Origin of the sequence: endosymbiont of Galathealinum brachiosum (genome assembly GCA_003349885.1) — a bacterium.
In the GTDB taxonomy this organism is placed as follows: Bacteria; Pseudomonadota; Gammaproteobacteria; order SZUA-229; family SZUA-229; genus SZUA-229.
The window spans coordinates 100,988-124,352 of the sequence record QFXC01000007.1; the positions used below are offsets into that span (position 1 = coordinate 100,988).

A 23,365-nucleotide genomic window follows, 5' to 3' on the forward strand; every position below is an offset into this window, starting at 1 on the left:
ATTTAATCCAGCCCATGCTCGGTTCCCTTTCCTTCGCGCACAAGCACTGGCGGGTTTTCTACCATATTTATTACCGTAGTTGCTTCAAAACCACAGTTGCCACCATCCACAATCAAATCGACCTGATGCTCCAGCTTTTCACGAATATCATGAGCGTCTGTTTCGGGCATTTCATTACCCGGCATAATCAATGTAGAGCTCATAATAGGCTGCCCAAGCTCTTCAAGCATCGCTTTAACAATTGGGTCATCTACCACTCTTATTCCAATCATGCGCCTTTTCGGATGCATTAATCGTCTGGGCACTTCTGATGTTGCTTTTAACAGAAAGGTATACGGCCCGGGTGTGAGCGATTTGAGCAAACGATAATCTGCATTACTGACTTTTGCATAAGTAGCAATCTCTGACAGATCACTACACACCAGCGTAAAATGATGTTTATCATCCACCTGACGTATACGCCTAATCTTTTCCATCGCCGACTTGTCACCCAGATGGCAACCAATGGCATAACTGGAATCCGTGGGGTATACCACCACTCCACCGTTGTCGATAATTTCAACAGTCTGGTGAATTAGCCGCTTCTGCGGATTCTCTGGATGTATTTCGAAAAATTGACTCATAAGGCGGCGTATTTTGACGCAAAGTGAAGGTTAGGCATAGTAAAATTTAGAGTAATTGATAGTAACGACTGTTTAGGCACATATCCACCGGAGAAAGAGCATTTTTCCAGCTCTGTCCCCTGTTGCGATACTATTAAAAGCACTACGAAGTCGATCTACTACGTCATCTTTTGATGGCATCACAGTAGGGGACAGGGCGCAAAAAGCAGCGACCTATCCCCGATGGAGAAATATCAGAACAGGATGTATTCTCACCGGTTTAATAATCTGAAAAACATCCGCATCTGGCTAATAGCCTCAACCCTTCTTTCATGCTAATCTCGCGCCTGATTTCTTGATAAACTACTCCTATGAAAATATTTTACGATCTTGCCCCCATTATTCTTTTCTTCCTTGGATATCACAACGCCAGTTTTATTGCTGAAAATACTCCCGTAGGAAGCTGGTTAGACCCTGCTCAACCCGAAGTTATTTCTGCAACTATCATTGCAACCGGTATTGCGATTGTCGCTAGTTTTATCCAAGTTGGTGGCTTCTGGCTCAAGAACAGACGTTTTGAACGTATGCACATTTTCTCTCTGGTTCTTATTTCTGGGCTAGGTGGTATCACTATCGCTTTCGGTGACCCGGCGTTTATTCAATGGAAACCAACCGTATTAAACTGGGTATTTGCCGGTGCATTTTTAATTAGTCAGTTTGTTGGTAAAACTAGTCTGGTACACAAAATGATGAGCGGACAAATAAATTTACCTGATTCTGTATGGGTAAAACTAAATCTGTCATGGGTTGTATTCTTCATCATCAGCGGTTTTGCTAATTTGTATGTCGCGTTCTATTACGCAACTGATCTGGATGAAAAAACCCGCATGGATATCTGGGTAGATTTTAAACTCTTTGGTTTAATGGGTTTGACGCTGATTTTTGTTATTGCTCAGGCATTTTATCTTTCTAAATACATGGAAGAGCCTGAAGATGAGCGGAAGAACTAAATAACCAGTCTGACGAAGGTTGAGGATCCATTTATATGCTTTATGCCATTATTTCACAAGACGTAGAAAACAGCCTTGAAGCTCGCATTAAAGCGCGCCCAGACCATCTGGCAAGGCTGGAACAGTTACAAAAAGAAGGCCGACTTGTTCTGGCTGGCCCTCACCCGGCAATTGACAGTAATGACCCGGGAGAAGCCGGTTTTAGTGGGAGCCTGGTTGTTGCCGAGTTTGCTTCACTGAACGACGCACAAAACTGGGCCGATATAGATCCATATATAACAGCGGGTGTTTACCAGCAGGTCAGCGTAAAACCCTTTAAGAAAGTTTTTCCAGCCGGTTAATAAAACACGCCAAAACTTGCCACTCAGCTTCCTGACAACTATAACTATATTTTGGGGATTTAAAATATAGCTAGCAGGAGCGCAAATGAAACCCAGCATTCTTCGTAATATATTATTAGCTTTTCTTGGCTTTGGCATAATGATGGGAATTATCTTCCCTTTCTTTGCAAACTTCTTCGTAGATTTTAAAGATGGCCTGAGGGGCTGGTTCGTTGTTAGCTGTCTGGTTGCTGGCATCATTATGGGTCTTATAAACTATTACATACTGAATCTGGTGCTTGTTTCCAAACTTAAACGAATTGCACAGGTTTCAACATCTATCAGCAATCATGATTTAACCTTTATCTGCGAAATGGAAAGCCACGATGTTATTGGCGAAATAATTGATAGTTTTAACAATATGGCGGGAACTTTACGTAATGTTGTAGGTGAGCTTAAAACCAGTAGTGAACAAATGCTCTCGGGGGTTAATCAAATTTGTTCTGTAGCCGATAGCACAAGTCAGGGTGTGCAAAATCAGCATAACCAGACCCAGAATGTTGAGATGGCAATACAGCGCATGACTCAAATTGCACAGGACGTTTCAAGTAAAGCAGCTCAGGCAGCAGAAGCCGCTGCTATTGCCAAAGAAGAAGCAGAAAAAGGTAATAGCGTTGTGGGGCAAACTGTCAGTTCTATAAAGAACCTCGCCAGTGCTGTTGAAAATGCCTCCGTATCAATTAATCGTGTTGAAAAAGAAAGTCTTAATATCGGCGGTGTACTCGATGTAATTCAGGGCATTTCCGAACAAACCAACTTACTGGCGTTAAACGCCGCAATAGAAGCCGCCCGTGCAGGAGAACAGGGCCGAGGATTTGCTGTTGTTGCGGATGAAGTAAGGACTTTGGCGCAACGCACTCAGGAATCTACAAAAGAAATTCAGACCATGATAGAAACACTACAATCTGTTTCAAGAGAAACGGTTGAAGTAATGGAAAAAGGTCAGACTCAGGCAAATGAAAGCGTTAGCCATGCAACCGCGGCTGGTAATTCATTACAACAGATTACTCAGGCCGTTAAAGGCATTACCGAAATCAACACACTCATTAATGATGAAGCCGGTTCACAGTCTGGTGTAGCCGTTGAAATAAATCAGAATATGCACTCTATCAGTGAAATTGCCACCGAGAGCATGGATGGGGCAGAAAGAACTAATCAGGAAAGTCAGGGGCTAGCAAACCTGGCTCAAAACCTTCAACAACTCGTGTCCAAATTCAAACTTTAATAACTTGCTCATCAGACAAAAACCATTACAATAGCGCCTACTTCACGTAATGCCAGAGTGGTGGAATTGGTAGACACGACGGATTCAAAATCCGTTGCTTTTACGAGCGTGCCGGTTCAAGTCCGGCCTTTGGTACCATATTGAGTTACACTCAGTTCCAAGAAAGTCCGCACGACCCCCGATAGAATAACTGATTACATTAATTTAATTCCATTAAAGTTCATCAGAATCTATTGTGGTCCTGCAACTGCGTTGGTATTTTGGTTGGTATATATTTATCCGCAACAAGCAGATACCAACAATGCCCCTTACCGACATCAAAATTAAACAGGCTAAACCCAGAGAGAAGCTTTATAAACTATCCGATGGTGGTGGTTTACAAGTTCACATACAAACTTCAGGTGCAAAGTACTGGCGCCTAGCGTATCGATATAGCACGAAACAAAAAACATTAGCGCTTGGGGTATACCCTGAGTTATCCCTTGCAGAAGCACGTGAAAAGCGCGCTAAAGCTCGCAAGCTATTAGACAATGGTATTGACCCCGCTAATGAGATGAGTAAACGCTCACGCAAGCATCGTGAAACTAATGACATTGAAAACTCATTCGATAATATCGCCAGAGAATGGTTTGATATGCAAAAAGAAAACTGGTCACCAAAGTATGCGTCAAGGGTCATCAGTAGCTTTGAAAAAGATGTGTTCCCTTATATTGGCAATTACCCAATAGAAAAAATTACAGCACCTTTAGTTCTTAACATTTTACGCAAAATAGAAAAACGGAATGCATTAGAAGTAGCAGCAAGAGTATTACGAAGATGCCACGCTGTTTGCCGCTATGCAATACAGACAGGTCGAGCAGAACACAACCCAGTCTCTGACCTACAAGGTGCACTCAAAACTAGAAAAGTTAAACACCGCGCAGCCTTAAGCCTTGCAGAATTACCCGATTTCCTAAAACGATTAGAGAAGTATGACGGCAATAAACTCACTATGCTCGCACTTAAATTAATCGTGCATACATTTGTTCGTTCAGGTGAGCTACGAGGAGCCCGCTGGAGTGAAATCGATTTTGAACAAGCTGAATGGCGCATACCTGCGGAACGCATGAAAATGCGTACACCACATATCGTACCCCTCTCACTTCAATCAATTGCCATACTAAAACAAATACATGAGATATCAGGACACCGTGAATTAGTACTACCCAGTGAACGAAACTGGAAAAAAACGATAAGTGAAAACACACTTATATATGCAATGTATCGTATGGGCTACCACACACGTGCAACTGTTCATGGCTTTAGAGCCACCGCCTCAACTATCCTGAATGAAAAAGGATTCAACCCTGATGTAATTGAACGTCAACTTGCCCATATGCAAAGAAACAAAGTAAGGGCAGCCTATCATCGTTCAGAATATTTAGATGATAGAAAAACATTGATGCAATGGTGGAGTGATTTTATCGATAGCCAATATGGTAATAAAATAATTTTAGGGAGGTTTGGTAATGCCTAAATTTGATAAATGGCCACCACCAGTCGGTTGCAATAATGAATGTACTGCTGGTGCGGCACTTCATATGGATATCCAAATTCTTTTTGACATAGATGTTCAAAAAAGCAACCAAAAGGACATTATGGAGACCATGTCTACGCAGGACTTAAAAACTCAAAGAGATTACATCCGATATAAACATGGATCAATAAAACATGGGATCAATACTCTCAATAAACTAGCCCAAAACAAAGTTAATTTAGAACAAAATGTAACTAAAAATAATCATAGTAAATTAACTAATGAACAGCAATCTGAAGCATTAAACATTAGAAAAAAATTAAAGAGTAAGAACGGTCGATTATCAGATTTATCCCTTAATAAAAAGGTAGCTTCTATACTTGATAAAAAATACAACTTTGATGAATCGTTGTCATATAAATCAATTGAGCGACTACATAAATCAAAAAAATAAAGCTGGACACTCGCTTGGCTGTCCAAATTAGAATATAGTTTAATTCCTCCATAGTCCAATACAATCTATGGAGATACGAATATGGCTACATCAATCCTAAGACGTCCGGAAGTAACAAAGCGCACCGGTCTAAGTCGCTCAGCAATCTACGATTATATTTCACAAGGGGTTTTTCCAAGACCAATATCTTTAGGTAAGCGTGCCGTTGGTTGGCTTGAAAATGATATAGACACTTGGATCGAGTCTCGATCAGTTTCAAATAAAATTCGCGTAAAAAACATATCAACCGACACAGTTAATGTAACTTAAAGAGGATTTAATTATGAGTTACAGAAAGGCCATCAATGATAAGTGTAAAGACTGCATTTTCGACCCATCCAACAAGCATGGCACATGGAGGCAGCAAGTATATCTCTGCACTGTTTCTAGTTGTCCATTATGGCCAATTCGGCCACATCCCAGCACTCAAAATGCAATAATTCAAGCTGATGAGTACGCAAAAACAGTTTTTCTATCTGATGAGAAAATATCTAATGACCTTAAACAGATGCACAGTTAAAGGCCGTAAAAAATTTGGCTCATTTTCAGCAATGCCACACCAAGTGACAGACTCCACAAACTACAGAAGCCTAAGTCCACGAGCAGTTAAATTATTAGTAGACATGAATGCTCAGTATAGAGGCACAAACAATGGAGATATCTGTATAACACCTAAGTTAATGCGACCATGGGGTTGGACATCAAATGATCAGTTGCATAAAGCCAAAAATGAATTACTTGATAAAGGCTGGATTGTACTTACTAGACAGGGCGGTAGAAATAAAGCCAACCTTTATGCTCTAACTTTATGGGCTATTGATGAATGCGGAGGCAAGCTCGATCTAAAGCCAACAACAGCACCATTATCATGGTGGAAAGATGGATTCGATCCTGAGACAGTTAATATTGTAGCCCTCCACACGGCCTAACTTAAGCCGCCACACGGCTCACAAAAATCATTAATTAGGCCGCCACATGGATTCATGTTATCCGTTACACGGACTAGTCTGAAACACTTTTGAATATTATTAGACCGTCACACGGGCACCTTTATATATATTTACCATAGGGAGTGTAAACAGGTACTTAACGAATATGAGTACGCTACCTTTCTGTCAATAATATCAGTAAGGTAAAGGTTAAATGCAAGGTTAATATTTGCTATCACATTTATCTTTAACTAGCTTAATTAGTTAACTGGTATAATTATTTAAGCAGCGATACTTTTAATGAGTGATCAACAATTTCAATCCGGTATTTGATAACCAGCTTGTGTACCGAGGCATAGGGCCTAAAACACTAAAGAGGAGCACCATTATGTCTATTACACGTAGGCAGTTTCTACTTTCCATACCGGCTGTTTCTGCCGGATATATCATTCCATCTTTTGTTGTGCGAGCAGCTGAATATCTAGCCAGTACTGGTAAGCCCCTACTTATAGAACCATCAATGTATGACAGCATATTATTTGCGGTTAATGATGGAACGGGTAATTATCAACTGAATATTGGTGATCCCTATGCTGAACCACCTAGGCTGACATTACGTGAATATATTGAAACCTATTACTGGGGCGATGATGATGATTACATTGAAGAATCAGATCTCAGTAAAAATGAATTCAAAATTGCGCTTAATGAATATGTAGAGGAAGAGCTATACATTGAAGACTGGGCTCGTCAACATAGCCCAAACAGACTAGCTTTTGATTATCTATTCTGTCTCGACCTAGGAACTGAAACTGAAAGTAACAAAGCAGTCGGGGTAATTGAATTCATAGATGGCCCTTCACCGGGTAATGACTATATTGCTGCGCATGTACCTGACCATCTATCACTTAGCTTGCTACAGGAACGGCTAAATCGACTAAATGAAGGTGTGAGAATTATTATTTGCTAATAAGAAGATATTTACTGTATTAGCAAGAGTCATCAATTGCTTTTATGGCAATAGAGGACATTCAATAGTCAGCTAATACCCTAAAGCCGAATTTGAATATATTTTTACTCAGTTCAGAAAACGGCAAAAAGCGAACATTTATGTAACTAAAACTAACTGCTACTTTCGCCCGTTGCCCCTATAACAAATCTTATAAACGATATTTACCAAGTCGCCTTCAGCTGAGCCATCTGTCATTGAAGATTTATCGAATTTTTTAGATATTAAAATAATTAATCACCTAAACGAAGGTTTCACATTTAATTAATTCCTATTAGTATCCTAATCAAGCGGAGAAACATGGTGAATCAAGTCGACAGACTCGTCTATTATGTTTTTGTGGTTACACGAGGTAATCAAAATCAGGAGATACAAATGAAAATACTAGCCAGCCTGTTTGGAAAAAGAAAATCAGAAGTTAATAAAGATCCTACTCATAATGTGAATGAACTACTTCATTCATTAGATCAATATATTAATGTATATGAAGAAAACAACGGCCTGAAACCTGAAAGAATACTGGTCAAAAACTATATACATAAGTTGTTCGCACAAGAAGGTGTTTATAGCTCAAAACGCTTCGGTGATATGTTAGTCATACCTGCAAAAACGATAAAGGGTGAACATGATTGGGTGGCCATTTGATATTGCTTACATTCATGCTACAAACTTAATGACATAGATAAAGAAGACTATTAGACTCTCTTTTTATTAAAGATATCATCAATAAATAATCTTCATTTATTTCTTTGTGCACTCACTATCAATCCAGTCGTCCCAATAGCTATACTTATCCTGAAAGTATGCTGAATGCTGCCCTTTATGGCCCTTCAATTTATGCTCACTCCCTCTATCCTGATAAATTATATAAGGACCGCTTTATCACGTATGGAGAATTCAAAAGAATATTCAGGTATTCCGCTTCTGGCTAATTGGAAAATTTGGCTTGCTGGTACAACTTTAGAAATAGTAAACAACTGCTTTCACCCTAACTCGGAACTTGAGCGAATTATATTATCTTTTTTAAAAATATCAAAAGCTGAACTTTAAAGACAAAAAAGCCCGCTAAAATCTAGCAGGCTCTCTATTATCGTTATTGATTTAATGCTTATGTTTTTTTACGTCTAGCAACACCTATCAAGCCAACCAAACCACTACCGAATAACCATACCGCAGCTGGAACGGGAACCGCGCTAACATCGCCCGACTGAACAGCCCATGCTTGAGCAGAATTAACTTTATCAGAGTCGTTCTGAGAGCCCAATCGCATATCAAAGCTCCACGCAACATAATCAAATGGGTAATTCGGCGGCGAGTACTCAGTTGCAGTCCAAAATTCCCATGCAAAAAAGCCTATGTTACTAAAAGGTCCAGTATTAGATAATGTGGGTGCCACATTTCCGAGCGCACCATAAAACAGGCTGCCCATATCACTATTTGTGCAATTATATAAAGACAAACATGATGCATCTGCTTCAGGTAACCGCCAGCCACCAACACCGCCTATGCTCAAACCTGCTGCCCAAGCATTAGCATCTGCCCAATTCATTGCACCACTAGGTCCGCCATCACCAGTAACTCGGGCATAGTTAGAATCTGCCAACCAGGTTAAGTCTGCTACATCATCGTAGTACGCTAGACCACCTAAACGCTCTATTAATGCGGCATTAGCACTGGTTGATAAAACTAAAGCTGTAGTTGCTGATGCTAATTTAAAAAAATTCATATGTTGTTTTCCTTTACACTTTTAATCATTTTTATTAATCCTTCAAATGAATGAGCAAAATTTAAGCCAAAATCATAACCTACTGTTTTGAATAGAGATTTCTAAATCTGTAATTATTCAAGATTGATAACTGTAAAGGACTACGACATTTGAGTATTGTAATGACAAACGTCCGCTTTGGGTCGTTTGGAGAATTTAGGGCGTTATTTGTGTAGCGCCGCTAATGGCTAGTTCCTGCTATCCAACAGCATATTTTCAAGTTCCGCTATCGGATCATGAGCATAAATTTGTTGAATTAATATTTACAGACAAAAATGGACACTGTTTTTATACAAAAAGTGTAAAAATGTCCAGACCATGCCCGACAGTCTATTACAGTTAAAAATCATATATATGCTGGTACTGAACGAGTGCCTTCACCCTTTTGCAGCTATTCAATATTTTATACTTCACAATTAGATAATATAAAAGCAGAACTTCAGACACAAAAAAGCCCGCTAAAATTTAGCAGGCTTTTTATGATTATAATTGATTTGGCTTTATGTTTTCTTACGTCGAGCAAGCCCAACTAACCCGATTAAACCCGAACCAAATAACCATATTGCTGCAGGGACAGGAACCGCATTAAATTGCATATTATCTAAAAAAAGACCTTCAGCATTTACACCTCCAACTAATATATATGCAATATCATTAGTTTCACGCAAAATAGATACTGTTGTGAATGTATCACAAAATGGTGGGCAAAATGATGATGACACACCTCGACCATCACCTTGTGCAATTACTGAATCTAATAAATTACCAAATGAGTCATAAGCCCACAATCCGCCTACATCATCATCGTTATAAATCAGGTCAATTTGAATGAAATCTGTTTGTACATCAAAATCTGCTCTTAACAATCCAAATGTAGTCTGATCCCAGTCTTGACCTGTGGGTAATGATGCTACTGGAGGGGTATATCCAAATACCAGTGAACCAGTAGTTGCTATATTGGTACTATTAAATGAAGAAAATCCGTCTATTGCGATAACTGTTGCATCAGGCCTACCCTCTACTGACAACGTTACACCAGCATAAGCTGTTTCTATATTAGTACCTTCAACGAAGCCATCAGGTTCGACACTGACGATAGCTGCATTGGATGAATGTGATATTAATATTGAGGATAGTGCAAAAAAATAGCCCCAGACTTGTGACGGGCTGTTAACTCTCTTAATCATTTAGCTCCCCTGATTCTCCAGTAAAAAAGCACCTACTTTAATAAGATACTATCCCAGCTGTGGTAGTATGTAACTTGACACACATCAGGGATGATTAGTTAAGTGTCCAATCACATGTTACTTAAGAGATTTATAGGGTATTAATTAAGTTCTCAGCTTCTTCACAAAGAAGCCTGTTGGTCTTTATGTTGGTGTATTTACACACCACATCATAATTACTCCCTATTTATCATAAACTTACATGATAAATATATGTCCGGCCTTTGGTACCATATTCAAAACCAGCTTATTAGCTGGTTTTTTTATGCCTATAATTTAATACCTTTAAATTTACTTCTCATCACATACATAACGACCTGGTGCATTACACAGTGGCGGAAAATTTTTAGCACCCAATTTTTGCGGCGATTTTTTTAAAGCACCAGACTGTTTTTTTAACCACGAAGTCCAGTCTACCCACCAGGTTCCATCCTGACGTGTCGAAGACTCTAACCATTCATCAGCAGATTCACATAGTGTCTCATTGGTATAGTATTCGGTATGCGCTAATGACGGAGGCCTTAAAACACTTTGCACATGACCACTGGTACTCAGTACAAATCGATGTTTACCCCGAAATATTCTTGTGGTTTTATAAACTCCTTTCCATGGCATTAAGTAATCTTCACGGCCAGCAATTACATATGTATCGACACAAACTTTACGGTAATCTATCGGTATACCTAATACCTTATGAAGGTGTGCATTTTGAAATACATCCTGCTCAAACATATCTAAAAAATCACCATGTAATTTTGCAGGTAAATTTGTAGAGTCATTATCCCAGTAAAGAACATCTAATGTTGGCGGGTCACGCCCCATTAAATAATTATTCACCCAGTAATTCCATACCAGATCTTCTGGACGTAACCATGCAAAAACACGCGCTAGCGCTTTACCATCTAAAATGCCTTCTATTTGAGTATGGGCTCGTGCTAATTTTAATGTTTGCTGTGTCGTAAACAGTTCCAGAATTGAGTCATTATCAGGTGTTAAAGCGGTAACTAATGAAGTGTGATTTTTAATAACGGGGTTTTTAGTTTCTGCTAGATACCCCAACAATGCAGATGTGGTCAAACAACCCGCACATGCACTGATCAAACCAACTGTACGGCTTTTTGTTATTACTCGCATGACTTCAATAGCTTCTAACAGAGCAACTACATACTCATCCAATCCCCAATGTGACTCTGATTTACCAGGATTTCTCCAACTAATAACAAACATCTGTAAGTTCTGTTTGAGCAGATACCCTAATACACTATTTTTCTGTTTAAGATCAAAAATGTAATATTTATTTATTTGCGGAGGAACAAGGAGCACAGGACGCCTGTGCACATAAGGTGTTTGTGGTTGATATTGTATTAATTCTAACAATTTATTCCGAAAAACAACCTGTCCCGGTGTCGTTGCCAGATTTTTGCCAACTTTAAATGCATCATCTCTTATTTGACGCGGCATACTTTGATTAAAACACGAATCTTTTACCCAGTTTAATAAGCCTTTTACAGCACTTCTACCTTCAGTTTTTTCTGCACGCTTAAGCGCGGATGGATTAACAGGTAAATTTGAAGGTGAAAAGGCATAAATAATTTGATTAAAAATAAATTGTACACGACGCTCGTCTGCTGAGCTAAACGACTGCTCACTTATCCATGAATTTATTTGCTGATCCCAGGCCAGGTATATTTTCATTAATGAATTTAAAAAAATACTCTCATGCCATAAGTCATCCTTAAAACGGCGATCTGCAGGTTCTGGTTCCAGTTCTGATTGCTGACTCAACACATCTAAAACACTGGTAGCAAATTCACAATAATGTTTTGCAAGAACATCTGGCTTAGTCAGCGCAGCTTGAAACAATAACTGTAATGTTTCTAAAACGCTTTTACCATTTATATTACTATCTGGCTGTTGTTTATCCCGATCATTTTCAGAATCAATATGATCAATAAGCTGACTTGCCACATCCAGAATGTGAGTCACCTTTCCTAAAGCCTGCTTCTGCCCTTCTTCCGACAAAGCTTTATCTACAAACACCCCAATCGTATCGGCAAAACTATTTAAATCCTTTTCAATGCTCTCACTTAACATAACGCCCTCTTTAAAAAACAATCAACATAACTTAAACATGAGTACTCAATAAAACATAGATTGAATTTGTTTAAATTAAATACCCGACCAAGCACTTATAATGATCATTTTTTATTAGATAACGAATTTTTTGTAGATGTTTTGTTTTTAACTTTTTTATTACTACCTTTATCTTTTTTCAACTCAGGTAGTCGTCTAACAACAAACTCTGTCACTTTCAAACCCAACTCAGGAATTACAACGACACCTGGATAGTCTGTATTTTCCTTAAGGTTATTATCAATTTTAACTAAAACTCTAACGATAGCACTCTCCCCTACATCCAGACTTAATGTCTCTGGGTCAGACACTACTTTCGCGCCTGAAAATTCCCCTTTCACCTGCAGTGTTACAGTACCGCCCATTCCAGATGTATTATTTACGGCAAATGCCGCGTTAGCCATTTCCCCTTTTCTACCTGCAACAATCAAGGGAACTCTTTCAGGTGTTGTGGTTTGATCAGGTTTTTCAGAATCATCTTTAGACCCGTTCCTGCTCTCATTATAAAAAGACTCATTAGTAATGGTATCACTCATCTCTTTTATATAGTCTTTCGATAAATTCAACAGAGAAGCGCTATAGTTTAAATTAACTTTTGTCGCCCCCCTTATAAGATCACTTAATCTATTTTTATCCATAAATTTCTCTGTATTTTTAAAATTATATTTATTGTTATTTGGTAACAATGGGGCCAGGGCAAGGTTTCATAACATGAAAATGATCGTACCAATGCAATTCATTATCAGGCACATCAGTTACACACACTTCATGACAGCATTCACTGCTTTTTTCACTAGAATTGAGATACCAGTTAAGATAATGATTTTGACAACCCTGCACCCAGATAACTGCTTCATAATCATTACATTTGCAACAACTATCACGCTCTTGTGTACTCGATTTTCCTGGCATTTTAAATTTCGCAGAAACAACTCTGCGCTCTTTAGGCCCAAGATTAAATAATTTATCACTTATATGTACCAGATTCCCGTGCTCACCTGCAGCGACAACAGAATATTCATGAGCTCGAAAATTTTCGTTAGTGACGACAAAACATATTTCACCAACATCTCCTGGACGAAGCTGACAGCAAATCTCACCTATTTGCACTGGCATCCAGCAGGGTTCTGGAATGTCACAACAAGTATCACTTTTAGGTAAATTTATTTTTTTCAGAGCTCCTATTGCACCACCACAACCATCACCCAATAACTTTAACGCTTCTTTTCCAAACTTAAGCTGCGCTGTTATCAGTTTACCTAACGCTTCATCTACACCATCTAAATCTAACTTTTCTTTACATCTAGACATATCAATTCCCTCATTTATTTGCAGTTACTGTCACTGCATATTCAGATGAATTTAAACTCCACACACCATGATAACTATGCCCGGGCTTAAGTTTTGATGGCAGTTGCACTTCGATTAATACTGAACGACATGCACCTGGCTTTAACTCACCACTTCCTTCTAACACACGTAGTTTTAACAGGCCTCCATGACCATCACGAAGTTTTTCACTAAAGTTAGAAAAAATCTCAGCTAAATCTTTAGACTCCATGCGGTAAGTGCTTGCAAAAGCGGTTTCAATACCATCATCATCATAAATGCCAATCGAATCTGATTTAATAATAGATAACGGTACGTTTCCTTTATTAGAAAACAATACGTATATTTTAACTTTATCTCCAGGGCTGCCATTTAATGACATTTGCACTGGAGACATTGTCAGACGTTTACGAGGCTCAACATCTATATCAACAGTGATAGGCCCTTCCTGGGTTTCTAATAATGCATGATATAACCCCGGTTCTATATTAGGACTAAGGCGGACCTTAAGCTTCTTAAGCTCACCCGAATTATCAGACCTGAACTTGAATACACTTTTTGTATTTCCGATTACCGAACTTAACTTTTTATCGGGCTTAAAATCAATTCCGTAAACAGAGGGTAAAGAACTATGTAATAAAAGGCGGCCAGGTGGCCCACGAAAAATTAACGATTTCTCATTTGAACTCAGGTTAGACATAATCACATCCTTTATAGTGACTGCATTACCAGAACACACTGGCATAACCACGTTTATTTCAATTTATCTAGGATACTACTTTTGTCATTTCTTCTTTAGAAATAGCGGCAGTAGCAGGTGGCCGTTGGACACTTTGTTTTCGAGGCTCACATGGATAGGGGACATAAGGCTCAGTGATGACCTGGCCCTGACCACATAATTGCACACAGGCTAACTCACGCCCTAACAATGAAAAACCTACTTTATAATTTAACGGTAAATGAGCTCGTATAGACGGGATTTCTTTTAAGCGTAAAGAGAAGTCAATGGGTTTAATTTCAATGGGTCTTAGGTTTATATCAATCTGCGGTAATTCCTTGATACTAAAAGAATAATCCGTAGGAATATTGAGATCCAGATTTCCATCTAAATCAAGGTCCAGATTTACGCCAAAATCAAAACTAGAAGGGATTTTTACGCTCATATTCAACTCCATCCATTAGGGTTTATACGTCACGTACTACAGTTACATCATTTGTTATATGTGCCGTTGCATTAATCCAAAAACAACTTATTTATTATTTATATTACAAGCTTTAAATAACTGAGATAAACATGGTATGCCGATTTTTTTAAATGTCAACGCCTGACATTTAAAAAAATCTGATAAAAAACAATGAAACACTAACTGAAAGTCAGATAGCAATCTGACTCTCATACATAAGATATGCTTTCAAATTAACATTAAAGGTCATTCTTTAATACCCTTCAATACTTATATTCTTTATGCAGTCCATCCCAACAGAATACCAGTATTATTAATTTTTATTGAGCCAGTTCGTTACAAGACTGACCAGCTCATCATCTTTACCGACAAAGAAATGATCGGCACCTGCAACCTGCTTCTGAGAATATTTTTTATTAGGGGAGGCAGCATCCTCACGCTGCTTTGATGATTCAAGTATAGAGTCCAGATCTTTTTCTCCATATAAATCAAGTACAGGAATATTTATTTTCTGTAATGCTTTCAGTGTATTCATTCGCTCATCAACACGAGGACCAGGCATACCAACAGCAACAAACCGTTTAATAACTGTAGATTTATGATTAGACAGATAATAAGCCGACATCGCTGATCCCAAACTGTGAGCAACAATATTTATATTTTTAAAACCTTTATTCTGTAAATTTTTTATCGCTGCATCTATACGCGGTGCAACTTCATCAAATAATGGTGCATAATCATTATAATCTGCATCGTTATCCAGCACGGGCATCTGTATCGCTAACGTAGCCCAGCCCTTTTCCGGTAATTGAGTGCGTAACGGCTGCACCACTTCCTGCCAGTTGGGGTGAACACCTGAACCATGAATAACAATGACAGCACCTTTAACCTCATCAATAGTTGGCTCTGTATAAATAGCTAAAACTTTATGACTGCTCAGGTTAAACCACTCAGCCTCACCATCAATTAGAAAATCAACAATTTGATCAGCCCAGCGTTTTTCTTTTGCAAGGTCAGATGCCTGCGCAGCGAAAGCAATATTTATCATAAACAAAAAAACAAGAGACATTCTAATTTTCATAATTTAAACCTTATTCTGTGTAAAATTAATTTAAAGGCTGTAACCGATAGATATCACCACTATCAGTTGAAAAATATATCAAACCTTCAGTACTTTGGGTCAATGCCCGTATACGCTCACCCAGCTTTTCAAGTAATCGCTCTTCTTTTACTACCTTAGCATTACCATCTAATACCAGACGATTAATATGCTGTAACGACAATGCACCTGACATTAAGTTACCTTTCCATGCTGGAAACAATGCACCGGAATATAATATTAAACTCCCCGGTGCAATAGAAGGAATATATACCTTAACCGGTTGAGTCATACCTGTACGATGCGTGCCTTCTCCAACTGAAACAGGCCCCCAATATTCTTTTCCATAGGAGATAATCGGCCAGCCATAATTATTAGCCTTTAAAATTAGATTCACTTCATCACCACCTCTCGGGCCATGCTCAATAGACCAAAGACGATTGTTACCTGCATCATATGCCATACCCTGTGGATTTCTATGCCCATAAGTCCACACTTCAGGTAATGCCTGTTGCTTACTCATGGATGTTTTATTATTAAATGGATTATCATCTGGAATAGAACCATCCAGATTTAAACGAACAATTGTTCCCGCGTGGTTCATTAAATTTTGTGCATTAGGCCGATGCCCTCTATCACCAACTCCGAAAAAAACATGCCCATCATCATCAAAAGTTATACGGCTACCAAAATGATAATCTTCATCTGTTGTTGAATTTGTTACCAGTAGTTCCTGCCAGTTCTGAAACCGGTCTTTCATGAGTTTAGCGCGCGCTAGTACCGTAGCCCCTTCTCCTCTAATCTTTTTTACGTAGGTAAAATAAATCCAGCCACTGACTTTATAATCTGGTGACAATATAACATCAAGCATGCCCCCCTGCCCACCAGCCATCACTTCTGGTGTGTTTTTTAATATTAATGATTTCGACTGATCAAGATTATAAAGATAAACAGAACCTTCACGTTCTGTTATTAACAGTTCATTCGGTGATAAAACAGCAATAGCCCAGGGCACACTAAAACCCTGTGCTACTTTCTCCACTTTAATGCTCATTCCTTCACTTTGTATTATTAGATCTGAGCTATTAGCCTGTGCACAAGAAAGCATAACTGGCAGAATAAAAGACAAAAATATGAGTAATATTTTCATTATTAAAATAGAATACCCTATAACTTCCAGCGGTAGCTTATGAATACATAAGCATTTGATTTACCTTAATATAACATCTCATTAAGAGCTGGTATATTTTACATAAGCTGTCTATTCATTTACGATAGACAAAACCTGCCTCAAGAAGATCATTTCATACTATGAAACACTTATATACTCTTATATTACTCCTGAATAGCCTGTTTTTTTTATCTGCTACTAAAGCTAATCCCCAGCTTGAACTACAAATAAAAGGAGACCTTGAAGAGTACCAGAGCCTTGTAGAGCAAGCACTAGCTTACAGAGAAGTAACACTGGACACATATCAGATAATTAAAGACAAGATGCAAAAAGACATTCCTCTTTCTGGTAAAGACATAGAAACACTAAACACAGGTACTCTACAGCACCTGGCACTACGTAAAAAACTGTATAGCTACGTAGGTTATTACGAATATCTGCTAAATGACAAATATGACAGTATAGATAAAGAAGCTCGTTTAAGAGGGATTATGCTTTCTTTATCTGCTGCGCTTGTTTTATACGACAACTATTTATTATCTATCACTATTTTCGAAGAAGACGCTAAACTACGTCGTTATTTAAATGCAAAACATGATGGGTACAATATAAAAAACTATCAGTTAAATGAAATCACGCTACAGTATAATTCAATAGAAAATCGTAATCGTGCTCGTAGAGCCATAGATTTTTTTAAAACTGAATGGCAGAAACAATCTTACGAATTTCGACATCAGCCCTATAATATTTATTTAAATTTACTTATTACTCAAAGCCCTTCTTATAATCACATACGTGAATTCTCACCCCTTTATGTAGTTAACCAGAAAACCAGATTTTTAACCGGCATCACATCAGATACATTATCAAAACTAGGAAAGGAAGGTGTAAACCTGTTTAGCCTTTTATTTGGCAACTCCATCGGCGTCGTTGAAGTGCGTAAAGGTTTATTAAACAATGATATTAATGTAGAGACACAGCTGACATCTCGATTAAAAGCAGGAGATATATTACTTGAAAAAACACCTTTCAGATTAACCGATAAATTAATACCCGGTTACTGGGGGCATGTTGCTATCTGGGTAGGCTCCGAAGAAGAGTTAAAACAGCTGGGTATATGGAATCATCCAGTCGTAAAAAAACATCATCAACAGATTAAATCATCTCAGTTAGTAGCTGAAGCGTTAAGAGCAGGTGTCGAATTAAATTCTCTAAACCAGTTTATGAATGTAGATGACCTGGCTGTTTTACGTAAAAACAAACTAGATGATAAAACCAGAGCTGAAACAATCATTCGTGCTTTACGACAGATAGGCAAAGCCTATGACTTCAATTTTGATATAGAAACCAATGATAAGATTGTGTGCTCTGAACTCATATATGTTTCATTTACTGAAACCCAGTGGCCAACTGAAGCAACATTGGGTCGACACACAATTAGCCCATCCAATATAGCGATTAAAGCCGGTGACGAGCTACCATTTAAAGTGGTTTCGTTATACTTACATGGCAAACCGGTAAACAGCGAAATTCATTCAGAATTTAGTAAGTTAAACATTATAAACTGATAACTTAAAACATGAGCAATAACGATTTCATTAATATCCGGATAAGCAAAGATGAACTTCAGGATTTTTGTCAAAAAGTACTGAAGCGCTCCCGTGATATATCTAAAACACACGATGCATTAATCACACTAGAATCTTTCATTTCAGTTTTTGGTCGACCCAGCCATGGAACAATTGAGTACCAGACTATTGAGTCCACCATAAAAGAAATAACCGAATCAAGCAGGCAACAACTATTAAAAAAGTCCACCATTGACTTAATTGAAGCACTTAAACTCTGTAACGCTAAATCCTTAGCGATGATACATACACCCTTATCCAGAAATGGCTTTTATCAGATACTACAAACAGCCATTGAAACCCTTACAGATGATGATATCCGTCTGGTTATGTTGTGGTCAGCCAACTGGCTTAAAGAAGCCAGCGAACTGGCACAAAAGGCCAGTGGTTACCCGGATGCCATGGATTTCAAAAAGGCTGAAATTAGTTTTGAGGAGTTTCAGGCGATTACTGATATAGACAGAGTATTGAATCCGAAGTCGTAAGCCCTGAAAATTAGTTTTTTTTGCACTCTGATCGCTAGCAAAGTACGATATTTTTTAACTCACGACTTACGACTTACGACTTACGACTTACGACTTACGACTATAATTTATTGCTTACTTCGCTCAGCTTCAATAAAAATACGCTGCACTAACGGATACTTAAGCTTAATTACCTGATCTATCTCTGCTATGCAGTTCTCTACGTTTTCGGCCGTCAGATCATTTTTAAAATCAACGCTGATATTTGCCAGAATAAAATTTGGGCCCATGTGCATAGTCAGCACTTCATTTACCATGTCTATATTAGTATTGGTTTGCAAAATCAAACGAATACCCTGCACCACAGGTTTATTTGCTGACTCCCCTATCAGTAACCCCTTAGTCTCATAAGCTAACCAGATAGCTGTACTAATGAGTATCAAACCGATAATAATTGAAGCCACTCCGTCTAAATATAAAATACCGGTTAACTGGGTAAGCAAAATACCGATAAACGCCACTAATAAACCCAGCATAGCTGCAGAGTCTTCAAACAGCACAACAAATACACTCGGGTCTTTGGCCCGTTTAACTGCGTCAATATAACCCCATTTTCCCTTACTCTGTTTAAACTCACGCAATGCAAAATACCAGGCAGCACCTTCAAAAAGCAGCGCAAACCCAAGCACTATATAGTTGATAAACGGATCCTTCATTTCAACCGGATGCATCACATGATGAACACCCTCATATATAGATATGCCGCCGCCTAGCGCAAAAATAAGAATCGCTACAATAAAGCTCCAGAAATAAATTTCCTTACCATGCCCGAAAGGGAAATCTTCATCTGCTGGTTTATTAGCCTGCTTCATTCCATACAGAAGGAGAATCTGATTACCCGTATCCACAAGTGAATGAATACCTTCTGATAACATCGCAGAGCTACCTGTAAATATCGCTGCTGTAAATTTAGTGACAGAAATTAATGCATTACCCAGCAAAGCAGCAATAATGACTTTTTTAGAACCTGATGACATAGTATTTAATCACAATAGCTATTTTCCGCTACTCAGTCATATTATAAAAACCGTACTGACCGATAGGAGGAAAATTAATTAAGAATAGAGCGAATTATAGCTGTTTTGACAAAATATTAAATACTCTCTTAAGCCTGTCATTTAAACACTCCTCAAATCAGACATTTTTATTTGCAATTAATAACAAACAGCTTCAACATCTAGGGACCAGACAATATGCTGAGACTTCATTTTCACAAGAGACCAATCAGATGAAACTTATAAATATTTCATATGTAATAACTTCAGTGTTTTTATTAACCGGCTGTTCATCTACAGGCACTTTACAACCGACCCAATTAGCTAAAGCAGCAAAAATAAACGAGATTCATTGTTACAATATAGATATAAGACAGGTTGAAACCCGATTAGAACAGTATTTAAACAAATGTTTTAGCCGTGATACCGTTAAAAAAGGCAATATAGCAAAAGGCAGGAGAGTATCGTTATCTGACGGGAGTACTTATCAGTATTCAGCCGAATTAAGAGAAAACACAAACGATTGTAAAACTGAAGCCAAAATGTATGGCATAGATGAAGACTGGAAAGATGTTCTTATGCAGTCAAATCTGGCTGTATTTGAGAAGACATATAGCTGCCCATAGAATCTCAATTCTTACTCATAGGCTTCATACGGATAGATTTTTATGCCTTACCTACGTATGAAATCATCTTGATTTAATTTTTATCACTTTCAATATTAAACTGTTTTATGCAATTTTTTTTAGATGTTTCAGAATCTATGCTTTCGCGAGCGCCATCCCCCGCATCTTTACAGTTTTCAAATGCACCTTCAGTTAATGAATATGCAACATTTCCATTTTCACTAAACTGTGTAAATTGCTCAAAATAGTAATCACCCAAAACTTCTAATGATTTACTCTTAATACCATTTTCCAGAAAGTCATTTGTACGATAGAACTCAAAAAAAGGATGTCCTTCTTCAGCCCAACTGACCCACATATAACGACCACCAAGAGAGAAATCAAAACCTCCAAAGGTAGCAACGCCACCAGACTGACTTCCAAGTAATACCTCCTCACCATATTTATCTATTTTATAAAACACAACATCATCGTAAGGACCATAAGAGCTGTTAGTGCTGCTATAACATAACTGCTCTTCTATAGACGGTATAGTTGCACACACCAGAGGTAGAGAAAGCTTTTTAACCGGTTTAGTTGCATTAGCCTGAATAGATAGAAACAATAAGCCTACCAATATAAATTTATACATTTTAGATTCCATAAAGATAAGATTAACAAAATTGAATACTAATTTGTAAAAATCATCATGCTCATTTAGAGACAGCTCTTAAATATTATTGCAGATATAATTCACCTTAAAGCTGATCAGAACTACAGAAATTAAAGCTGTGACTACACATCTAGTATCATGTCACCACACCATAAATAAGAAGGGGTAGTGGCACAGAATACCTACCCTTACTCCATTGATAGCACGTCCGATTATTTCTCTAAAAAGAAGCGAATCAAATTAGGCATTGAATCACTCTTTAACCAGGAAAGCAGACACTTTTGTCAAACAAGCTAGAGCCTGTTATCAGCCAGTAACAGTATTTCATAAGCAATAAAAAAGGCGGCTAAGAAGCCGCCTTTTGAGCATTCAACTAGATTAGTTTTATGCTTTTCTGCGTTTAGCTAACCCAGCTAAACCAATTAAACCACTACCAAATAACCACAAAGCAGCAGGTACAGGAACGGGCGATAAAGTCGTTGCTTCCCAATGCGCTGACAATACATAGTCAGTAGTTACCGCATTTCCACCGTTGCCAGTGGTTACAGAACGTTGTGCAAGAATACCTAACCCAAATGAATCGAACTCTTCTGGAGCGCCATTAATGCCAAACAGAGCACCAAAGTTCAAATCAGCCAATTCACCATTCTGAAAAGTAATTGACGAAGTTAGTGCACTATCCATCGACTCATCAAATGAAAATGTACCGGCCGTTATATCCAGCGTATTAGAACCTGTAAAGTAAAACGTTTCAGAACCTGTTCCAGTATAACCTTCAGTATCTAACACCAAATTCGCACTAATTGAATCACCGGCAGTCAAACCACCCCAATTTAAAGCCCCTTCTACAACACCGTTGATTGTCAAATCAATCAATGCTGCATTAGCATTTGCTGAAAAAAGCACCAGTGCGCACACCATATACTTAAGTTTTTTCATTTATTATCCCCTAATTAAAGCACTACTACATGCTTCGTTTTCTAAACAAACAGATCAAAGCGTAATTAAAACTTAATAACCATATTCATTACATTTTGCATCTACCGCATTGTAAGCAGCTGCAGCTTGTTCAGCGGTTATTGTTAAATTTACAACCGTGAAAGGCGTCAGAGTTTTATAACCACAGCTTGGCGTACCCCTTGTGTCAACACGTACTAAATGGCTTAGTGATCCATATTGCACCCATTCACCATTTCTAAATACGGCAGCAGGTGAGCAGGCCGATGAAAGCGGATCAATCGCATCAAGCTGAGCCTGGGTGAAACAACCATAATTTGGTGAAACACATGGCATATCGGGATCAGTTGACAACTTTTTCTTATTATAATTATCAAGAATTTTAGTACGAGGTGGCTCTTTATCAAATGAATCCAGATCTTGCGCTTCACAGTAAGCAACACAAAGTCCATAAAGCCCCTTAGTCGCATCCATAAGAGGATCACAAACTCCCTCGTTTGCTGGTGTTTCACCATCAGGAGTCATTGCCATTGAAGTATTACTCATTAGTCCTGTGACCAGAATAATACTGATTGTGTAAAGTAATGATAAAAACCTTTTGTAGAAAGTCATTTTCATATGCCTCCATTTTTTCATTTGTTTATAGTGTTATTTCTAAATCTTTTAATCATAAAGCAATAAACGTGCCCTGATAATTTATTATATAAATATCAGTAAGTTAATTAAATATTAGAAATCTATAATTTATTAGAGTGTAATGATTTTCATACAAATTTAGTTAGTCTTGAAAGAAATTTCTTACATATTTAGTAGATGCCTGCCTGTTTGGGTCGTATGGAGACCTTTGACAAGAAAATTTTGAGGCGCTGCTAACTGCCAGTAGAAAGGTAGTGGCTCATTAGAATAGAATCT

Annotated in this window: 28 protein-coding genes and 1 tRNA gene; 15 read left to right on the forward strand and 14 right to left on the reverse strand. The window is 38.1% G+C overall.

The genetic code is table 11. From position 1 onward, the window contains the following. Positions 1 to 2: 2 nt before the first annotated feature. Positions 3 to 623 carry a threonylcarbamoyl-AMP synthase gene (locus tag DIZ80_03070; GenBank protein ID RDH84476.1) on the reverse strand — a complete coding sequence of 207 codons (621 nt, stop codon included), beginning with the start codon at positions 621 to 623 and terminating at the stop codon, positions 3 to 5. A 350-nt stretch (positions 624 to 973) separates the two neighbouring features. Here DIZ80_03070 and DIZ80_03075 point away from each other — a divergent pair, with 350 nt between their 5' ends. The 12 genes from DIZ80_03075 to DIZ80_03130 all read left to right on the forward strand — a co-directional run bounded on the left by DIZ80_03075 (position 974) and on the right by DIZ80_03130 (position 8,214). Then, the gene (locus DIZ80_03075; GenBank protein ID RDH84477.1) at positions 974 to 1,612 is read left to right on the forward strand and encodes a septation protein A; all 639 of its coding nucleotides are present in this window, start codon (positions 974 to 976) and stop codon (positions 1,610 to 1,612) included. Positions 1,613 to 1,647: 35 nt separating this feature from the next. After that, positions 1,648 to 1,953: a hypothetical protein gene (locus DIZ80_03080; protein ID RDH84478.1), complete on the forward strand. Its 306-nt coding sequence runs from the start codon at positions 1,648 to 1,650 to the stop codon at positions 1,951 to 1,953. A gap of 85 nt (positions 1,954 to 2,038) precedes the next feature. After that, positions 2,039 to 3,217: a methyl-accepting chemotaxis protein gene (locus DIZ80_03085; GenBank protein ID RDH84479.1), complete on the forward strand. Its 1,179-nt coding sequence runs from the start codon at positions 2,039 to 2,041 to the stop codon at positions 3,215 to 3,217. Between the two features lie 51 nt (positions 3,218 to 3,268). Then, positions 3,269 to 3,355, forward strand: a tRNA-Leu gene (locus DIZ80_03090). A 163-nt stretch (positions 3,356 to 3,518) separates the two neighbouring features. Continuing rightward, positions 3,519 to 4,733: an integrase gene (locus DIZ80_03095; protein ID RDH84480.1), complete on the forward strand. Its 1,215-nt coding sequence runs from the start codon at positions 3,519 to 3,521 to the stop codon at positions 4,731 to 4,733. Beyond that, complete coding sequence (locus DIZ80_03100; protein ID RDH84481.1) at positions 4,726 to 5,187, forward strand: hypothetical protein; 462 nt, start codon at positions 4,726 to 4,728, stop codon at positions 5,185 to 5,187. Before DIZ80_03095 ends, DIZ80_03100 begins: the two co-directional genes overlap by 8 nt. An 81-nt stretch (positions 5,188 to 5,268) precedes the next feature. Continuing rightward, positions 5,269 to 5,496, forward strand: a complete 228-nt coding sequence (locus DIZ80_03105) for an AlpA family transcriptional regulator (GenBank protein ID RDH84482.1) — start codon at positions 5,269 to 5,271, stop codon at positions 5,494 to 5,496. Between the two features lie 13 nt (positions 5,497 to 5,509). Then, positions 5,510 to 5,746, forward strand: a complete 237-nt coding sequence (locus tag DIZ80_03110) for a hypothetical protein (GenBank protein ID RDH84483.1) — start codon at positions 5,510 to 5,512, stop codon at positions 5,744 to 5,746. Beyond that, the gene (locus DIZ80_03115) at positions 5,721 to 6,155 is read left to right on the forward strand and encodes a hypothetical protein (protein ID RDH84484.1); all 435 of its coding nucleotides are present in this window, start codon (positions 5,721 to 5,723) and stop codon (positions 6,153 to 6,155) included. Before DIZ80_03110 ends, DIZ80_03115 begins: the two co-directional genes overlap by 26 nt. A gap of 388 nt (positions 6,156 to 6,543) precedes the next feature. Then, positions 6,544 to 7,125 carry a hypothetical protein gene (locus tag DIZ80_03120; GenBank protein RDH84485.1) on the forward strand — a complete coding sequence of 194 codons (582 nt, stop codon included), beginning with the start codon at positions 6,544 to 6,546 and terminating at the stop codon, positions 7,123 to 7,125. A gap of 414 nt (positions 7,126 to 7,539) precedes the next feature. Beyond that, positions 7,540 to 7,809 carry a hypothetical protein gene (locus tag DIZ80_03125; GenBank protein RDH84486.1) on the forward strand — a complete coding sequence of 90 codons (270 nt, stop codon included), beginning with the start codon at positions 7,540 to 7,542 and terminating at the stop codon, positions 7,807 to 7,809. Between the two features lie 165 nt (positions 7,810 to 7,974). Further along, the gene (locus DIZ80_03130) at positions 7,975 to 8,214 is read left to right on the forward strand and encodes a hypothetical protein (GenBank protein RDH84487.1); all 240 of its coding nucleotides are present in this window, start codon (positions 7,975 to 7,977) and stop codon (positions 8,212 to 8,214) included. A gap of 58 nt (positions 8,215 to 8,272) precedes the next feature. On the opposite strand, the gene DIZ80_03135 is transcribed toward DIZ80_03130, so the two are convergent. The 9 genes from DIZ80_03135 to DIZ80_03175 all read right to left on the reverse strand — a co-directional run bounded on the left by DIZ80_03135 (position 8,273) and on the right by DIZ80_03175 (position 17,050). Then, positions 8,273 to 8,890 carry a hypothetical protein gene (locus DIZ80_03135; GenBank protein ID RDH85023.1) on the reverse strand — a complete coding sequence of 206 codons (618 nt, stop codon included), beginning with the start codon at positions 8,888 to 8,890 and terminating at the stop codon, positions 8,273 to 8,275. A 539-nt stretch (positions 8,891 to 9,429) separates the two neighbouring features. After that, on the reverse strand, positions 9,430 to 10,116 hold the full coding sequence (locus DIZ80_03140) for a hypothetical protein (protein RDH84488.1): 687 nt from the start codon (positions 10,114 to 10,116) through the stop codon (positions 9,430 to 9,432). Positions 10,117 to 10,446: 330 nt separating this feature from the next. Next, positions 10,447 to 12,249 (reverse strand): class II poly(R)-hydroxyalkanoic acid synthase, encoded by a 1,803-nt coding sequence (locus tag DIZ80_03145; GenBank protein RDH84489.1) that lies wholly within the window; start codon positions 12,247 to 12,249, stop codon positions 10,447 to 10,449. A gap of 104 nt (positions 12,250 to 12,353) precedes the next feature. After that, positions 12,354 to 12,926, reverse strand: coding sequence for a hypothetical protein (locus DIZ80_03150; protein RDH84490.1), 573 nt, complete (start codon positions 12,924 to 12,926; stop codon positions 12,354 to 12,356). Between the two features lie 34 nt (positions 12,927 to 12,960). Then, complete coding sequence (locus DIZ80_03155; protein RDH84491.1) at positions 12,961 to 13,599, reverse strand: hypothetical protein; 639 nt, start codon at positions 13,597 to 13,599, stop codon at positions 12,961 to 12,963. Between the two features lie 10 nt (positions 13,600 to 13,609). Further along, complete coding sequence (locus DIZ80_03160; protein ID RDH84492.1) at positions 13,610 to 14,317, reverse strand: hypothetical protein; 708 nt, start codon at positions 14,315 to 14,317, stop codon at positions 13,610 to 13,612. Between the two features lie 67 nt (positions 14,318 to 14,384). Next, positions 14,385 to 14,780 (reverse strand): hypothetical protein, encoded by a 396-nt coding sequence (locus DIZ80_03165; GenBank protein ID RDH84493.1) that lies wholly within the window; start codon positions 14,778 to 14,780, stop codon positions 14,385 to 14,387. A gap of 334 nt (positions 14,781 to 15,114) precedes the next feature. After that, positions 15,115 to 15,882 carry a hypothetical protein gene (locus DIZ80_03170; protein RDH84494.1) on the reverse strand — a complete coding sequence of 256 codons (768 nt, stop codon included), beginning with the start codon at positions 15,880 to 15,882 and terminating at the stop codon, positions 15,115 to 15,117. A gap of 25 nt (positions 15,883 to 15,907) precedes the next feature. Continuing rightward, the gene (locus DIZ80_03175) at positions 15,908 to 17,050 is read right to left on the reverse strand and encodes a dehydrogenase (protein ID RDH84495.1); all 1,143 of its coding nucleotides are present in this window, start codon (positions 17,048 to 17,050) and stop codon (positions 15,908 to 15,910) included. Between the two features lie 161 nt (positions 17,051 to 17,211). Here DIZ80_03175 and DIZ80_03180 point away from each other — a divergent pair, with 161 nt between their 5' ends. Together DIZ80_03180 and DIZ80_03185 are read left to right on the forward strand one after the other, a co-directional pair. After that, positions 17,212 to 18,639: a Poxvirus G6 gene (locus DIZ80_03180; GenBank protein ID RDH84496.1), complete on the forward strand. Its 1,428-nt coding sequence runs from the start codon at positions 17,212 to 17,214 to the stop codon at positions 18,637 to 18,639. Between the two features lie 11 nt (positions 18,640 to 18,650). After that, positions 18,651 to 19,184 (forward strand): hypothetical protein, encoded by a 534-nt coding sequence (locus DIZ80_03185; GenBank protein RDH84497.1) that lies wholly within the window; start codon positions 18,651 to 18,653, stop codon positions 19,182 to 19,184. A gap of 107 nt (positions 19,185 to 19,291) precedes the next feature. Here DIZ80_03185 and DIZ80_03190 read toward each other — a convergent pair whose 3' ends face one another. Continuing rightward, positions 19,292 to 20,200, reverse strand: coding sequence for a cation transporter (locus tag DIZ80_03190; protein ID RDH84498.1), 909 nt, complete (start codon positions 20,198 to 20,200; stop codon positions 19,292 to 19,294). A 251-nt stretch (positions 20,201 to 20,451) separates the two neighbouring features. Here DIZ80_03190 and DIZ80_03195 point away from each other — a divergent pair, with 251 nt between their 5' ends. Continuing rightward, positions 20,452 to 20,844, forward strand: a complete 393-nt coding sequence (locus tag DIZ80_03195; protein RDH84499.1) for a hypothetical protein — start codon at positions 20,452 to 20,454, stop codon at positions 20,842 to 20,844. 73 nt (positions 20,845 to 20,917) lie between these two features. Here the strand turns inward: DIZ80_03195 and DIZ80_03200 are convergent, their stop codons facing one another. The 3 genes from DIZ80_03200 to DIZ80_03210 all read right to left on the reverse strand — a co-directional run bounded on the left by DIZ80_03200 (position 20,918) and on the right by DIZ80_03210 (position 23,071). Further along, positions 20,918 to 21,475, reverse strand: coding sequence for a hypothetical protein (locus tag DIZ80_03200; GenBank protein RDH84500.1), 558 nt, complete (start codon positions 21,473 to 21,475; stop codon positions 20,918 to 20,920). 405 nt (positions 21,476 to 21,880) lie between these two features. Further along, complete coding sequence (locus tag DIZ80_03205; GenBank protein RDH84501.1) at positions 21,881 to 22,435, reverse strand: hypothetical protein; 555 nt, start codon at positions 22,433 to 22,435, stop codon at positions 21,881 to 21,883. A gap of 72 nt (positions 22,436 to 22,507) precedes the next feature. After that, positions 22,508 to 23,071, reverse strand: coding sequence for a hypothetical protein (locus tag DIZ80_03210; protein RDH84502.1), 564 nt, complete (start codon positions 23,069 to 23,071; stop codon positions 22,508 to 22,510). Positions 23,072 to 23,365 lie beyond the last annotated feature (294 nt).

Excerpts from the sequence above, each read along its gene's own strand:
- DIZ80_03070 (RDH84476.1), bottom strand. The coding sequence starts at position 623 with ATGAGTCAATTTTTCGAAATACATCCAGAGAATCCGCAGAAGCGGCTA.
- DIZ80_03075 (RDH84477.1), top strand. The coding sequence starts at position 974 with ATGAAAATATTTTACGATCTTGCCCCCATTATTCTTTTCTTCCTTGGA.
- DIZ80_03080 (RDH84478.1), top strand. The coding sequence starts at position 1,648 with ATGCTTTATGCCATTATTTCACAAGACGTAGAAAACAGCCTTGAAGCT.
- DIZ80_03085 (RDH84479.1), top strand. The coding sequence starts at position 2,039 with ATGAAACCCAGCATTCTTCGTAATATATTATTAGCTTTTCTTGGCTTT.
- DIZ80_03095 (RDH84480.1), top strand. The coding sequence starts at position 3,519 with ATGCCCCTTACCGACATCAAAATTAAACAGGCTAAACCCAGAGAGAAG.
- DIZ80_03100 (RDH84481.1), top strand. The coding sequence starts at position 4,726 with ATGCCTAAATTTGATAAATGGCCACCACCAGTCGGTTGCAATAATGAA.
- DIZ80_03105 (RDH84482.1), top strand. The coding sequence starts at position 5,269 with ATGGCTACATCAATCCTAAGACGTCCGGAAGTAACAAAGCGCACCGGT.
- DIZ80_03110 (RDH84483.1), top strand. The coding sequence starts at position 5,510 with ATGAGTTACAGAAAGGCCATCAATGATAAGTGTAAAGACTGCATTTTC.
- DIZ80_03115 (RDH84484.1), top strand. The coding sequence starts at position 5,721 with ATGACCTTAAACAGATGCACAGTTAAAGGCCGTAAAAAATTTGGCTCA.
- DIZ80_03120 (RDH84485.1), top strand. The coding sequence starts at position 6,544 with ATGTCTATTACACGTAGGCAGTTTCTACTTTCCATACCGGCTGTTTCT.
- DIZ80_03125 (RDH84486.1), top strand. The coding sequence starts at position 7,540 with ATGAAAATACTAGCCAGCCTGTTTGGAAAAAGAAAATCAGAAGTTAAT.
- DIZ80_03130 (RDH84487.1), top strand. The coding sequence starts at position 7,975 with ATGCTGCCCTTTATGGCCCTTCAATTTATGCTCACTCCCTCTATCCTG.
- DIZ80_03135 (RDH85023.1), bottom strand. The coding sequence starts at position 8,890 with ATGAATTTTTTTAAATTAGCATCAGCAACTACAGCTTTAGTTTTATCA.
- DIZ80_03140 (RDH84488.1), bottom strand. The coding sequence starts at position 10,116 with ATGATTAAGAGAGTTAACAGCCCGTCACAAGTCTGGGGCTATTTTTTT.
- DIZ80_03145 (RDH84489.1), bottom strand. The coding sequence starts at position 12,249 with ATGTTAAGTGAGAGCATTGAAAAGGATTTAAATAGTTTTGCCGATACG.
- DIZ80_03150 (RDH84490.1), bottom strand. The coding sequence starts at position 12,926 with ATGGATAAAAATAGATTAAGTGATCTTATAAGGGGGGCGACAAAAGTT.
- DIZ80_03155 (RDH84491.1), bottom strand. The coding sequence starts at position 13,599 with ATGTCTAGATGTAAAGAAAAGTTAGATTTAGATGGTGTAGATGAAGCG.
- DIZ80_03160 (RDH84492.1), bottom strand. The coding sequence starts at position 14,317 with ATGTCTAACCTGAGTTCAAATGAGAAATCGTTAATTTTTCGTGGGCCA.
- DIZ80_03165 (RDH84493.1), bottom strand. The coding sequence starts at position 14,780 with ATGAGCGTAAAAATCCCTTCTAGTTTTGATTTTGGCGTAAATCTGGAC.
- DIZ80_03170 (RDH84494.1), bottom strand. The coding sequence starts at position 15,882 with ATGAAAATTAGAATGTCTCTTGTTTTTTTGTTTATGATAAATATTGCT.
- DIZ80_03175 (RDH84495.1), bottom strand. The coding sequence starts at position 17,050 with ATGAAAATATTACTCATATTTTTGTCTTTTATTCTGCCAGTTATGCTT.
- DIZ80_03180 (RDH84496.1), top strand. The coding sequence starts at position 17,212 with ATGAAACACTTATATACTCTTATATTACTCCTGAATAGCCTGTTTTTT.
- DIZ80_03185 (RDH84497.1), top strand. The coding sequence starts at position 18,651 with ATGAGCAATAACGATTTCATTAATATCCGGATAAGCAAAGATGAACTT.
- DIZ80_03190 (RDH84498.1), bottom strand. The coding sequence starts at position 20,200 with ATGTCATCAGGTTCTAAAAAAGTCATTATTGCTGCTTTGCTGGGTAAT.
- DIZ80_03195 (RDH84499.1), top strand. The coding sequence starts at position 20,452 with ATGAAACTTATAAATATTTCATATGTAATAACTTCAGTGTTTTTATTA.
- DIZ80_03200 (RDH84500.1), bottom strand. The coding sequence starts at position 21,475 with ATGTATAAATTTATATTGGTAGGCTTATTGTTTCTATCTATTCAGGCT.
- DIZ80_03205 (RDH84501.1), bottom strand. The coding sequence starts at position 22,435 with ATGAAAAAACTTAAGTATATGGTGTGCGCACTGGTGCTTTTTTCAGCA.
- DIZ80_03210 (RDH84502.1), bottom strand. The coding sequence starts at position 23,071 with ATGAAAATGACTTTCTACAAAAGGTTTTTATCATTACTTTACACAATC.